Origin of the sequence: Edaphobacter sp., from assembly GCF_035763405.1 — a bacterium.
In the GTDB taxonomy this organism is placed as follows: domain Bacteria; phylum Acidobacteriota; class Terriglobia; order Terriglobales; family Acidobacteriaceae; genus Edaphobacter.
In genome coordinates this window covers 1-13,553 of record NZ_DASUBE010000051.1, presented here as the reverse complement: position 1 = coordinate 13,553, position 13,553 = coordinate 1, and the positions used below count along the sequence as shown (strand labels likewise).

General features: G+C 62.0%; 11 protein-coding genes and 1 pseudogene. 5 read left to right on the top strand and 7 right to left on the bottom strand.

Annotated features, from left to right (window positions below; all coding sequences use genetic code 11):
* Positions 1-39: 39 nt before the first annotated feature.
* A complete protein-coding gene (locus VFU66_RS05040) occupies positions 40-723 on the bottom strand; it encodes an OmpH/Skp family outer membrane protein (RefSeq protein ID WP_326445146.1) in 684 nt (227 codons plus the stop codon).
* 1,457 nt (positions 724-2,180) lie between these two features.
* Between VFU66_RS05040 and VFU66_RS05035 the strand changes: the two genes are divergently transcribed.
* Positions 2,181-3,212: a response regulator gene (locus tag VFU66_RS05035; RefSeq protein WP_326445145.1), complete on the top strand. Its 1,032-nt coding sequence runs from the start codon at positions 2,181-2,183 to the stop codon at positions 3,210-3,212.
* A gap of 366 nt (positions 3,213-3,578) precedes the next feature.
* On the opposite strand, the gene VFU66_RS05030 is transcribed toward VFU66_RS05035, so the two are convergent.
* Positions 3,579-3,923 (bottom strand): histidine triad nucleotide-binding protein, encoded by a 345-nt coding sequence (locus tag VFU66_RS05030; protein ID WP_326445144.1) that lies wholly within the window; start codon positions 3,921-3,923, stop codon positions 3,579-3,581.
* Between the two features lie 23 nt (positions 3,924-3,946).
* On the bottom strand, positions 3,947-5,269 hold the full coding sequence (locus VFU66_RS05025; protein ID WP_326445143.1) for a M48 family metallopeptidase: 1,323 nt from the start codon (positions 5,267-5,269) through the stop codon (positions 3,947-3,949).
* Between the two features lie 194 nt (positions 5,270-5,463).
* Between VFU66_RS05025 and VFU66_RS05020 the strand changes: the two genes are divergently transcribed.
* On the top strand, positions 5,464-7,224 hold the full coding sequence (locus VFU66_RS05020; protein ID WP_326445142.1) for a TldD/PmbA family protein: 1,761 nt from the start codon (positions 5,464-5,466) through the stop codon (positions 7,222-7,224).
* Positions 7,221-8,909 carry a metallopeptidase TldD-related protein gene (locus VFU66_RS05015; RefSeq protein ID WP_326445141.1) on the top strand — a complete coding sequence of 563 codons (1,689 nt, stop codon included), beginning with the start codon at positions 7,221-7,223 and terminating at the stop codon, positions 8,907-8,909. The genes VFU66_RS05020 and VFU66_RS05015 overlap by 4 nt, the downstream gene beginning before the upstream one ends.
* A 9-nt stretch (positions 8,910-8,918) precedes the next feature.
* Here the strand turns inward: VFU66_RS05015 and mnmE are convergent, their stop codons facing one another.
* Both mnmE and VFU66_RS05005 read right to left on the bottom strand, forming a co-directional pair.
* Positions 8,919-10,280 (bottom strand): tRNA uridine-5-carboxymethylaminomethyl(34) synthesis GTPase MnmE, encoded by a 1,362-nt coding sequence (mnmE, locus tag VFU66_RS05010; RefSeq protein WP_326445140.1) that lies wholly within the window; start codon positions 10,278-10,280, stop codon positions 8,919-8,921.
* A gap of 111 nt (positions 10,281-10,391) precedes the next feature.
* On the bottom strand, positions 10,392-11,357 hold the full coding sequence (locus tag VFU66_RS05005) for an SPFH domain-containing protein (protein WP_326445139.1): 966 nt from the start codon (positions 11,355-11,357) through the stop codon (positions 10,392-10,394).
* Positions 11,358-11,419: 62 nt separating this feature from the next.
* On the opposite strand from VFU66_RS05005, the gene VFU66_RS05000 reads away from it, so the two are divergent.
* Both VFU66_RS05000 and VFU66_RS04995 read left to right on the top strand, forming a co-directional pair.
* Positions 11,420-12,112, top strand: coding sequence for a DUF2461 domain-containing protein (locus VFU66_RS05000; RefSeq protein ID WP_326445138.1), 693 nt, complete (start codon positions 11,420-11,422; stop codon positions 12,110-12,112).
* Between the two features lie 24 nt (positions 12,113-12,136).
* Positions 12,137-12,682: a methyltransferase family protein gene (locus VFU66_RS04995; protein ID WP_326445137.1), complete on the top strand. Its 546-nt coding sequence runs from the start codon at positions 12,137-12,139 to the stop codon at positions 12,680-12,682.
* Between the two features lie 12 nt (positions 12,683-12,694).
* Here VFU66_RS04995 and ruvA read toward each other — a convergent pair whose 3' ends face one another.
* Entirely contained in the window at positions 12,695-13,291 is a 597-nt protein-coding gene (gene ruvA, locus VFU66_RS04990) for a Holliday junction branch migration protein RuvA (RefSeq protein ID WP_326445136.1), read from the bottom strand.
* 79 nt (positions 13,292-13,370) lie between these two features.
* Positions 13,371-13,553: pseudogene (locus VFU66_RS04985) on the bottom strand (DUF4139 domain-containing protein); the annotation flags it as partial.

Below are 13,553 nucleotides of genomic sequence, written 5' to 3'. Positions count from 1 at the left end.
TTAAAAATTCGTACTGAACTTCAATCTGGCCCGGATGAGCTACCGCTTCGCGGGCGCCGTGCTGCGCTGCGGCGTGCTGTGCTGCGGCGTGCTGCGGTTGGCGGTGGGAGCAGACGGCGGCAGCGGAGCCACCTTCGACTCTGCGTTATACGCATCGACGACGGCCTGTGAGATGTCGGTTCCATTCACCGTCCACATCACGTCCAGCCCACCTTGCTGACCGGTATTGTTCAGCAGCATCGTGTAGCCGTTTTCCTGCACATACTTCATCACCGTCGGACCCAGCTTCTTGGCGACCTTCGCCAGCGCGTCCTGCACGTCGGCGTTGTAGGCGGCAGAGGCATCATCCGAGTCGCGCTGAAGCTGCTTCTCCTTGGTGTCGATGTCGCGCGCGCGCGATGCGCGGTCGTCGTCCGACATCGTGCTGGGAGCAGCCTGGAGCTGCTTCTTCAGCGTGTCGATCTCCTGAGCAAGCTGCTGGAGCGCGTCCTTCTTCGGCTCGTACTTCTTCTGCAGCTCCTGCAGCGCGCGCTGTCCTTCATTCGTCGCTGCGGCGACCTGTTCATATTCAATAATGGCGACCTTCGAGGGGCCCGCATACGGCGCGCTCGCCGTCGGTGCTGCGGCAGCCGCCGGTGCCTGCGGGCCAACCGTCTGGGCTGTTGCTGTGGCAATCATCAACCCCGCACCGATGGCGGAGGCAAGAACAAAGGTACGATTCATGTGCAGTGTGGTGCTCCTTCGGCGATCGTTCCAACATACTTCGGCCTCAGGCGCACAATCGCATGGCCTTCCGAGCCGTTCCCTGCATCCGCTCGATGAACAGATTCTCGATCAGAGAATCACATATACCTCTGTCCATCCCAATCCCTGTGTCAGCGGACAGGCTGCAAAAAACCAGAGGGCTGCCGGAACACATCAGATTATAGGACCGGCCTACAACACGGTCAAACCGCACTTTCACACCGCAATCTCCCAAAATCTGGAACCCGTGTATCCGCCGTTTTCAATTTTCTGGCGAAGCCGTCCTGCCACTTCCGTGTAAGTGACGCAGGACAAGGAAGAGGTGTTTGGCCCCAAAATTGCTCTCTCATTCGGCATCCCTGCCTTCTGGAGAGCATCTGGAATCGCGCAGTTGTAATTCCTCGGCTTGAGCGTAGCTTCACCCCCATGAGAAGGTGCGGCCGCCAGCCTTGAGGTTAGCTTCCCTTACCGGAAGCCTTTCAGGAGGCCAGTGATGGCCATTACAAGAGGAAGGCCGCTTCACTGGAAGCGGCCTTCCTTTATTGTTTAAAAACCTCTGAAAGTCTTCGCTTTGAAGGGGCGTGGCTTCAGCCACGCCATCACGTCCCTCAATGCAAGGGGCTTTAGAGGGTGCTGAAAAGTCAGTTTTGCTTAAGGGCACGGCTTCAGCCGTGCCGCTAACGCTGCAAAATCAACGCGGCTTTAGCCGCTGAGGTACGCTTTCTTCCCGGCGAGATACTTTTTCAGCACCCTCTTTAGCCCCTGAGGGAATCTTCGCGGACTTAATCAGACCTTCCCTAAGGAGGTCCAACGTCACCACCAAACACACGTCATCTCGACCGAAGGCGGCGTTTTTGCCGCCGCAGTGGAGAGATCCCCGTATTCCTCCATGCCGCCCTGCAGCGCGGGTGCTCCATCCCCGGCAGTCTCATCGCCAGGGATGAGAAAGAATACCCTTGGCCAGCCAACATTTCATCCTGATTCCGCACTTCCCTATAGCCCCAGGATGCCAACCTGCTCAACTCCTCCCTCCAAAGTCCCCTTGCCAATCCCACCCTTTGCGCGTACCCTAAATCTTGCCATGTGGACCGGCTGTGGGTGCCGATCCCTGTGCGGCCTCCATCAACAGGCTATGGCTGTAGATGTGGGGCGGCGCACAGGATTGCAGTGGACCTGATACATCGGGACTCTGTCGTAAGCAGGTGAGGGTGAAGGATACGCCGCTGTCTGGCGTTCCGGGCTGCGTAGCCGGGTTCCGGCGGGGCACAGCCACTAGCAGCAGAAGACGTCTGTTCGAGTAAAACTTGAGACCGTTTCCTCCGACGCTGAAATACCGGTTTGGTTCGCGCCCCGTAGTCTTTCCGGGTTGCGGCAGAACTGTACGCGTGGGAGCAAATCGCTAATTGCCTTCGGGCAAAGTAACAGGAAGTGGAAGCATGACTTCAGATCAGAATGTATCCGAGGTGCAGCCGCGCCAGGATTCGAACGTCTCGGCCGACCAGCAGGACGGCAACATCCAGTTTTCCGGACAGCCCGCCCCACACGGCATGGGCCAGTCCAAGAGCAGCCGCCGCCGCCGCCGCAAGCGCAAGAACAAGACCATCGATGCCCAGCAGCCAGGCCAGTCGCAGCAGGCGGCCGAGTCGTCCTCCGGCCAGCCCGTCCAGATACAGGCCGCCGCCCAGCCGCAGCAACAGGGCCAGCAGAACTCCGGCGGCAAACGCTGGAAGAAGAAGTTCCGCGACCGCGACCGCCAGCGTTCGGGCGAGGGCGGCGGCAACGGTGGCTTCCGCGGCCCCGACACGCACCAGCCCGGCAACATCGCCGGCGGCTACAAGCGCAACAAGGGCGGAGGCGGCAAGCAGCAGCGCGGCCCGCGCAGCTTTGTCGGCCCCATGGACCACAGCTACCGCGCCGTCAACGGCAACTTCGCCGACGCCCCTCCCTCCACCATGGACACGGGCAACTACCAGCCACGCTCGAACGGCTCCGGACGCACCTACGTCAGCGATTCCCAGCCCATCGACTACTCCCAGGGCAAGGCTATTCCCATTCCCGAAAACGCCCCCACCAAAATCTTCTTCTTCATCGAAGACCTCTTCTTCACCGCCAAGATTCAGGAGACAGCGCGCAAACTCGGTGTCAAGGTAGCCTTCATCAAGAACGAAAAGGACGCCATTGCCGAGCTGCTCGGTCACGAAGAGGAAGACCGTCCTGGCCTGATCGTCTTCGACCTCAACAACGTCAGCGCCAAGCCCCTCACCCTGATCCCCAAGCTCAAGGCCAAGCTCAAGCGCGGCACCTCTATCATCGGCTTCCTCCAGCACATTCAGGGAGATCTCAAGGCCAAGGCAGTCGAGGCAGGCTGCGACACCGTCATGCCCCGCGCCGCCTTCTCCCAGAACCTGCCCAACCTCCTCCGCCGCTATGGTTTCGAGGAAGAAGACGAGACCAACTACAACCAGTAACTGGGCACCGACTCACCGGAAGAACACCACGTCATCTCGACCGGAGGCGGCGCTTTTGCCGCCAAAGTGGAGAGATCCCCGCATTCCTTGACGGCTGGTGTCCTCGTCAAGCCCCCAATGGCCACAAAAATCACATACAATCAATAAAATAAAGGAGAAACTCCCCAAGCTGAATTGGCGGCCCAGTTTCTCTCCATCCATTAAAATGGAAGTAAGGGCACACTCGGCCACTTAATGTCCGGGTGCCCATCCGTCACGCTTTTGCGACCGTTTGGAATGGACAAAGCCCAACCATCTGGACAGGGTAGTCCGAACCTAAGTCCTTTGTTCGAAGGACTTTGAGTACTTAAGTAGGGGAGGGGGTACCTACCCCGGGGGCCAGTTCATCGCCCTGCCGCCCAGCAGGTGCAGGTGCAGATGATGCACCGTCTGCCCCCCATGGTCGCCCGTATTGATGACCACCCTGAACCCGTGATCCAGCTTTTGCGCGCGAGCAATCTCAGTCGCCACCGCCATCAGGTGCCCGACCAGCGGTTTGTGCTCCGGGTCCGCCATAGCCAGCGACGCAATATGCTGCTTCGGAATGATGAGCAGGTGCGTCGGGGCCTGCGGGTTGATGTCCGGGAAGGCAATCGAAAGCTCGTCTTCCCAGACGCGGTTGGCAGGAATCGTACCTTCGGCAATTTTGCAGAACAAACAATCGTGAGACATAGAAGTATTCGACCTTATCTGCATCAGCGTTTGAAGTACTTTGGATGTCCGCCCGGCACCCATGGATTGTACGCCGCCGCAAAAGCAGCCCGGCTGGCGACCGAAGGGTGGCTGAACGTCCAGAACTCAACGAACCTGTTCGGATTCGGATCGGTCAGCGAAGCTTCGCCGAGCAACTGAAAGGCCTGCTGCGCGGTCGTCTGCGGATCAGCCACAATCCCATGAATCGCCTCCTGTCCGTAGACATCGGCAGCGTGCTCGTGCGCTCGGCTGTAGCCGTTGACGATCGGCTCGCTGATGAACGAGAGCACCGAGAAGACCAGCATCAGCGCCACCAGCATCGCCCAGTCGTTCTGTGATTCCACGCGCCACCGTCCGCCATACCGCCGAATGAGCCACCCGATACCCCGGTAGCCCAGGTAGAACTCAATCAGCAACAGCAGGCCGATGAACTCGACGGTCGAGCGGATGTGACCCAGCACATAGTGCCCCATCTCGTGCCCGAAGATGAACAGGATCTCGTCCGGCGTGGCCTTCTGGACCGATGTGTCCCATACGACGACCCGCTTCGAGGGACCGAAGCCCGTCACGTAAGCGTTCAGCCCCGTCACCTTCTCGCTGGCCTTCATCAGAAACATCCGGTCAGGAGGAATGGAGATGCCGCCCCGCTGGACGACCTGCTCCAGCCGCTCGACCAGCGCAGGGTTCGTCTTCTCCAGCGGCTCGAATTTGTTGAACATCGGGTCAATGACCATTGGCGAGATGAATACGCCAAAGACCGCTGCCGCCATCGCCGGTATCCAGAACCAGAACCACCACCGCCGCGGCGACCTGCCGATGACCCAGAAGAGCAGCATCACAAACAGCCCGCCCAGCACAAACGTCAACCCGAAGCTCTTTGCCTGGTCCCCGAACCAGCTTCCCCAACCCTGAACCGACTGCCCGAACCGGACGGACTCGTGATGTCCGTACATGTCGAGCGGAAGCATCAGCAGGGTTGTGATGAACAAAAAGAGGAAGGTAAACAGAAAGCCCTGCACCCACCGGTTCCCGCTGGCTCCGACGGCCACGTCCTGCATCCACCGTGCAATGCCCAGCGCCAGCAGCAGGACCAGCATCACGATGCCCCACCCGCTCTCCGCAAAGTCCAGCACGACGCGGATGCGCGAGTACGCAATCGCCTGCTTCAGTTTCTCGGGCGGCAGCGAGTAGGCCGGCTTCTCGGGCGTCTGAGCCTGCGATGCCTGTTGAGCATTCGTCTGGGCCGGCGACTGGGCGCGGCTGACGGGCACAGCAAAGCTCGCCGCCAGCACAACAAGCAACAATACAAGAGACCGGAACCGCATCAAGCAACACTCCCGCAAGGAATCAACTGCCGTGCAACGATCATCCGGCCCGAAGCGTCCATCACGCAACCTCGAAGTCAGTCTTTGAAGAACCGTTTGAAGAAAGGTTGGAAGAAAGATTCGCCTCCCGCGCCTGAAGCCGGAAACTTCCGATACACTCCAACAGTCGAATCTTGTATACGAAGCGGTCCTTCATGCTAATCAATAGACGCGCCATTGCCTCCAGCCTCACCCTTGCCAGCCTTGTGTTTCTGATGGAGGCCGCGCCGGTTCAGTCCGTTGCTGCCCCACCCAAGCCCGCAGCATCGTCGAGCACCGTACTCATCGACACCATGGAAGCGGAGCTACACCGCGCCATGACGTCGCTCGGCAGCACGGCCCCGGGCGCAGCGCAGCCGCGGCCCTACTTCCTCAGCTACGATGTCTCCGACGCCGACAGCATCGGCATCGCGGCCGAGTTCGGCGCGATCACCAGCTCGAACGAGAGCCACCGCCGCTTCGCCGACGTACAGGTGCGCATCGGAACGCCCGCCGAAGACAACACGCACGGCACGCGCCGCAACAGCGCCCTGACCACCGTCCCGCTGCCGCTCACCGACGACCCGCAGGCGTTGGCAAGCAGCCTGTGGTTTGCCACCAATCGCGGCTATGGCCGCGCGCTCGACAGCTACCTGCAAGTCAAAACGGACCAGCAGGTCCGCGCCAAAGAGGAAGACACCTCGCCCGACTTCTCCACCGAGAAGCCGGTGACAGGTCTGCTGCCGCCGGCCGCGCCGCTCGACGTGGATCGCCCCGCCTGGGAAGCGCGCCTGCGTGAGATCTCCGGCATTTTCAAGCACTACCCGGATGTCTTCTTCAACACGGTCGCCTTCCAGGCCAGCTCCGAGACCGACTACTACGTCTCGTCTGAAGGCTCGAAGGTGTCCACGCCCAGTCGCGTGGCGCGGCTCATCGTTGTGGCCCGCACCCGCGCCGCCGATGGCATGGACCTGTTCCGCGACGAGACCTTCGAGGCTGCCGACGCCGCACACCTGCCTGACCAGAAGGCGCTCATCGAGAAGACTGAGGCGCTGGCCAAAAGTCTCGCCGCCCTGCGCGCCGCCCCGGTCACGGAGCCCTTCAACGGCCCGGCCATCCTCAGCGGGCGCGCCGCCGCCGTCTTCTTCCACGAGGTGCTCGGCCACCGGCTCGAAGGCCAGCGCCAGCGCGGCGACGAGGAAGGCCAGACCTTCACCAAGATGGTCGGCAAACAGATCCTGCCCACCTTCATCAGCGTTGCCGACGACCCCACGCTCGCCACCTTCGACGGCACCTCGCTCAGCGGCCACTACGACTACGACGACGAAGGTCGTCCCGCCGAGCGTGTCGAACTCATCAAGGACGGCGTGCTCGACAACTTCCTGATGTCGCGCCTGCCCATCGCCAGCTTTTCCCAGAGCAACGGCCACGGCCGCGCCGAGACCGGACACATGCCCACCGGTCGCCAGGGCAACCTGATCGTCACCTCGTCCAAGACGGTCTCAGACGCGGATCTGCGCGACATGCTCAAAGCCGAAGCGAAGAAGCAGGGCAAGGCCTACGGACTCTACTTCGAGGACATCTCCTCGGGCTTCGCCGTCACCACGCGCAGCTCGCCGCAGGCCTTCCAGGTGATTCCGCTGGTGGTCTATCGCGTGTATGTCGATGGCCGCCCGGACGAGCTGGTGCGCGGCGTCAGCATTGTCGGCACACCGCAGGCCGCGCTGCTTCGCATCATGGCGACCAGCGATCACGAGGAAGTCTTCAACGGCATCTGCGGCGCGGAGTCGGGCAGCATCCCCGTCAGCGCCGTCGCCCCGGCCATGCTCGTCAGCGAGATCGAAACGCAAAAACAGGCACAAGGAACTGCGCGTCCGCCCATCCTGCCTCCGCCTCCAGTCAACGACGCAGCCGCAACCGGAAAGGGTGGCCAATGACCTGTCTGATTCGTCTCCTGAAGTCCCTCGCATCGCTGGCCCGTCCGAGATCGCTTTCCGCATCGGCGCTGATGGCCACGCTCGCGGTTGTGCCCGTGGCCTTCGCCCAGAAGCCGCCAAACACTGACCCGCTGATGAAGGCCATGCAGGCCGAGCTTCAGCGCGAAAAAGCCGCGCTGGTGCTGCCGGGCATGCAGGCGCCCTACTTCATCGAATACAGGATGGACGACTTCACCACGTACGAGGCCGTCGCCAACTATGGCGCGCTCGCCCGCGAAGAGGCAGGCCACCAGCGCATTCTGCACGTCACCGTGCGCGTGGGCGATTATGCGCACGACAGCAGCGGCCGCGGCGACGGATCGCTTGCGCTCGGCCCGGCGGACAACGATCCCACCGCGCTTCGCTATGCGCTGTGGATTGCCACCGACACTGCCTACAAGAACGCACTGCGCGCCTACGCCGCCAAAGAGGCCGCGCTCAAGCAATATCAATCCACCCGCCCCGAGCACGACTTCGCCGAAGAAAAGCCCGTCGTCCACATCGCGCCGCTCGTCGCGCTGGATCTCGACCGCAACGACTGGAAGCGGCGCATCATCACCGCCAGCGGGCTCTATGCGACCGAACCCAGCGTGCGTAGCTTCGCAACCGACGTGCAGTATTCCACATCGAGCATTCGCGCCGTCGCCGTCAATCGCTACCTCGTCAACACCGAAGGCACCGTGCTGCGCCAGGGCTACACCGGCTACAGCGGGGCCATCAGCGTAGGCGGACAGGCTCCCGACGGAATGCGCGTGAGCCGCGACAACGAGACGGTCGGCGTCGATGCGAAGGACCTCGAAAGCTGGCCCGCGTTTCGCACCCGCGTCATCGACGACCTGAAGAGTCTGGAGGAGCTGCGCAAAGCGCCGCTCGTCTCAGCCGATGACTATCACGGCCCCGTCCTGTTCAGCGGAGATGCCGCGACCGGCCTCTTCAGCCATCTGTTCATGCCCAACGTTCTGGCCACCCGGCCCGCCATGGGAACCTCCGCCAGGACCAACGGAGAATATGCCGCCAGCTACAAATCGCGTGTGCTGCCTGACTTTTTGAGCGTGACCGACGATCCGCTGGAGGCGAAGTTCGCAGGCCGCTCGCTGCTGGGCGCATACACCATCGACGACCAGGGCGTTCCGGCGCAGTCCGTCAACGTCGTGGTCAACGGGGTGCTCGAAAACTTTCTCACCGGACGCGAGCCTATCCGCGACTTTCCCATCTCAAACGGCCACGGACGCGCGGCTCTTGCGCAGGCCGCACACGCCAGCAGCAGTGTGATGATCGTGAAGTCCAGCCAGCCGCTTACAAAGGACGCGCTCAACAAGCGCCTGCTCTCGATGGCCAAAGACCAGGGGCACGATGTCTATTATGTCGAGACGCTCGGCGGCCCGTTCGTTCCGCGTCTGCTCTATCTGGTGCATCAGGATGGCACGCGCCAGCTTGTACGCGGCGCGGCCTTCGACGAGCTGGACACGCGCAGCCTGCGCTCCGACATCGTCGCGGCGGGCAGCGACCCCTATGTGGACCAGACGCTTGGGCCCATTCCCACCACCACCATCGCGCCCAGCCTGCTGTTCGACGACGTCGGCATCAAGCGCGCTACGGTGGAGCAGGAGAAGCTGCCCTACTATCCTCCGCCTGCCATCCAGTAATTTCGCGCATCACTTTCCGATGCAGAAGGTGCTGAAGATCAGGTTCAGGATGTCGTCGGTGGTCGTCTGGCCGGTCAGCAAGTCGAGCGCGCGCAGCGACTCGTAAAGGTCGAGCAGAACCATTTCATGCGGCGTGTCTGCCTCAACAGCCTGCCTCGCCTGTGCGAGCGACTGAAGCGCGGCTGAAACCGCCTGCTGCTGCCGCAGATTGGTGATGAGCGTGCTCTCCGCAGCCGGAGCCGTTGCCGTCATCAACGAGAGCATCGCCGCGCGCAGCTCAGCGATGCCCTCACCGGTGAGCGCCGAGGTCTCAACCACGGGACACATCGCGCGCGCATGGCCAGCCAGCGGTGAGCTCGCAGAAAGGTCGTGCTTGTTGACGGCCACCAGCATAGGACGCTCGGCGTGCGCGTCAAGCGTCGCTTCATCTTCGCCGTGGAGTGGCTGCGTCGCATCGAGCACCAGTAGCACGATGTCCGCCTCGGCCATCGCCTCGCGCGACTTGGCGATGCCGATGGATTCAGCTTCATCGGTGGCATGGCGCAGCCCAGCCGTGTCGATCAGCTCGACCGGAATGCCGTCCAGCGAGACACGTTCCGTCACCAGATCGCGCGTGGTGCCTGGAGTTGCTGTGACAATCGCGCGGTCGCGCTCCACCAGCCGATTGAACAGCGACGATTTGCCCGCGTTAGGCCGCCCAACGATAGCCAGCGAAAGGCCGTCGCGCACAATGCGACCGTAGCCGAAGGTGCTCTCAAGCACACGCAGCGGCGCTTCCAGCAACTCAATCCGCGCAATGATTTCCTTGGCAGGCGTTACGTCGATGTCGTCTTCGGCGAAGTCGATTCCGGCTTCGAGTACGGCCACAAGCGCAATCAGATTTTCTTTGACGGGGGCAATCGTCCGCGCAAGCGAGCCGCCGAGCTGCCGCGCGGCCACGCGAGCCTGGTGCAGCGTTGAAGAGTCGATGAGGTCGCGCACTGCCTCTGCTTGTGTCAGATCAAGCCTGCCGGAAAGAAACGCCCGCTGCGTAAACTCTCCCGGCTCTGCCAGCCTCGCGCCTCGCGCAACGGCCTCGCGTAGCAGATAGTCCAGCAACACGGGCGAACCATGCGCTGCGATCTCCACGATGTCCTCGGAGGTGTACGAGTGCGGTGCCTCAAACCACGTGACGACAGCCTCGTCGAGCACATCGCCGCTGGCCGTGTCCAAAACCTCAGCAAAGCGCGCCTGCGCAGGAGCAAGCGGATGCCGCAGCCGCAGCATCGGCTCGGCAATCGCGCGCGCCCCAGGCCCGGAGAGCCGCACAATGCCGATGCCGCCCCGGCCCGGCGGCGTCGAGATGGCCACGATCGTGTCTTCGATTGTCATTGGTCTCTGCACGTCGGAACGGCCGTGGCTTCCATTCAGGTGCGGACTACGCACCCAGCTTTACCGCCCGGAAACCATCTTAAGCCAGCACACTTCTTTCAGCATCTATGACTACTGAGTCGGAGGCGGCGGCGCGGAGGCATGCGTCATGCTGCCTCTGAGGCCAGCGAGAATCTGGGTCATAAAATCGTTGGCCGCGCCCGGGTTGTTGGGCAGGAAGATGGTGTTCGAGCCGCCGCGTGTGCCTACGTCGCGCAGCGTGTCGAAGTACTGGGTCAGCAGCACGAGCGCCATCACGTCCTCGGCGGTGGAGCCTGGGACAGACTCGCGGAAGTTCTCAATCGAGCCGCGCAGCCCATCGATGATGGCCTGACGCTCAGCGGCGATGCCCTGCCCTTGCAGCGCCTTGGACTGCGCTTCAGCCTCGGCCTGCTTGACCTTTAGAATTTTGTCCGCCTCGCCGCGCGCCTGGGCGGCCACCTGCGCACGCTGCGCCGCGTTGATGTCGTTCATCGCGGTCTTGACCTTCACGTCAGGAATGATGTCGGTGACAAGCGCCGTCAGGATGTTGTAGCCGAAGCCGGACATGATGCTGTCGAGTTCGGTCTTGACCGCGACCGAGATGCCCGACTGCTGCTCGAACGTCTCGTCGAGCGAGAGCTTGGGCACGTGGCCGAGGATGGAATTAAAGACGAACGACTCAATCTGCTTCTGCGGAACGCTCAGCTTGTAGAAGGCATCGTAGATCTTGTCATCGAGCACCTGATATTGCACCGAGACTGGAATCTGGACAAAGACGTTGTCGTGGGTCTTGGTCTCGACCTGAAACTGCGCCTGCTTGACCTGGAGGTCCACGAAGAAGACCCGCTCGGCATAAGGGATGAGAACGTGGAGGCCAGGACGGACGATGCGGTTGAACTTGCCCCATCGCTCGACGACTCCCGCCGTGTAGGTGCGGACGGTAAAGAGGGTCTTGAGAATGGTAACGAGTGCAGCAACCAGGAAGCAGAAGAGAACAACCAGCAGCACAGCATTCATCGGATCCATAAAGTGGATGACCTCGCAGCGAGCATACATGAGTTTCCGCGTCGATGCGAAAAATGCGCAAAGGCCAGCGCCTCACGGAGTTAGGATTTGGTATGGCTACTTATTTTTCCGCCGCCGCGCTGAAGTTTCTGCGCGGGCTCAAGCGCAACAACGATCGCGAGTGGTTCCAGGCGCGCAAGGAAACCTACGAACGCGAATTGAAAGCGCCCATGCAGATGCTGGTCACTGAGATCAACGAGGCGATGCTGAAGTTCGCGCCCGAGAACGTGCAGCCGCCGCAGAAGGCGATGATGCGCATCTACCGCGACATTCGCTTCAGCAAAGACAAGCGTCCCTACAAGACGAACGTGGCCGCATGGTGGGCGCGCGCGGGTTTGGAGAAGACCTCCGGCGGCGGCTACTACTTCCACATCAGCCCCGACGAGGTCGTCGTCGCCGCGGGAGTTTATATGCCCGAGCGCGAGCAGTTGCTCGCCATCCGCCGCCACCTGGTCACGCACCACGCCGAGATGCGCAAAATACTCGCCGGAAAAAAACTGCGCTCGCTCATGCAGGAGTTCGACGGCCGTAAGCTCACACGCCCTCCGAAGGGATTCGCTCCCGACGACCCTGCGATGGATCTGCTCGTCTGCCGCCAATGGGGCGTCGCCGCGCACCTTCCGGCGGAGACCGCGCTCGAGCCGACCCTCATCAAGGAGATCGTCGAACGCTTCAAAGCAGCCGCGCCGATGGTCGCTCTGCTCAACACGCCGCTTGCGCCCAGGCCGAAGCGGCCGCTGTTTTAGAACACGCGGCCTACAATAGAAACCATGCCCGTCTATGTCTACGTCATCCTCGCTGTGGGATGGCTGCTCTGGTTTGTTCCGTTCTTCCGCAAGTGGAACATGAGCGAAACCCGGACGCGTGACCGCCGCTCGCGCTGGGGGTTGCTGCTGCAGGTGGTGGCCTATGTGCTGCTCTGGCAGGGACGCTTCTGGCTCATGCATCCGACGCTGTGGCGCGTCACGCTTTCAGCAGTCCTGATGGCGCTGGCGGCACTGCTCTCATGGACGGCCACCAAAGCTCTCGGCAAACAACTGCGCTTCGTCGCGGCTGTCGGCGACGACCATGAGCTGATCCGCACCGGCCCCTACGCGGTCATTCGCCACCCCATCTATGCGTCGATGCTCGCTGTCTTTCTCGGCACGGGAGTTGTCTTGACGCCCACCGTACTTCTGCTTCTGGCGACTGTGCTCTTTTTGATTGGCACAGAAATTCGCGTGCGCACCGAAGACCATCTCCTCGCCTCGCACTTCGGCGGCCAGTTCGATGCCTACCGGCAGAGCGTGCCTGCCTACATTCCGCTCATTCGCTAAGAGAGCTGCTCCTCAGCGAATCGCAGCCATCGCCGCGCGGAAGAGCGTCTCGAAGTCATCGGCAGCCTCCGGGCTGCGCGCAATGGCGGTCTCGATGGCCTTCTGCGCCACTGGCCGTGGATAGCCAAGATTGACCAGCGCCGAAAGCGCATCGTCGCCCGCGGGGCTGTGGTGCGCGCCCGCCGTTGCCGGAGCAGCCGCGCCGAAGTCGTCCAGCTTGTCCTTCAGCTCCAGCACAACGCGCTCGGCGGTCTTTTTTCCGATGCCCGGAATGCGGGTCAGCGTGCCGTGGTCGCCCGAGCGGATGGCGGCGACCAGCCGGTCCGCGCTGATGCCGCTCAGCACTGTGATGGCCAGCTTCGGTCCGATGCCCGAGATCGTCAGCAGCTTCTCAAACAGCCGCTTCTCCTGCGCCTCCGCAAAGCCGAACAACGCAAGCTGATCTTCGCGCACGTGCGTATGGATATGCAGTGAAGCTTCGGCGCCTTCGGCGGGCAGCGCAGAAAACGTAGCCACGCTGATCGTGACATCGTAGCCGACGCCGCCGCATTCGACGATGGCTTGATTGGGTGTCTTCGAGAAGAGGCGTCCGCGCAGGTGGGCAATCATGCTGGCATGATTGTAGCCGGGACAGGCTCAATTTCCTGAGGACACTGCCTTCACGCAGCCGCGAAGCTACCTGGAGAAATTACCAGGAATAGTGAACGGTGTAGGTCAGCGTCGCGTCTCCTTTTGCAGGAACCGTGATGGGAAAGTCGGCAGTGGAACTGTCTTGCCTGACGAAGTCTGCGGACTTAGCCGTGATCTCCCAGTTCTGGCCGCGGTTCATGTGCTCAATGTCGTGGATGACGATCGGATGCGACTTCTGATT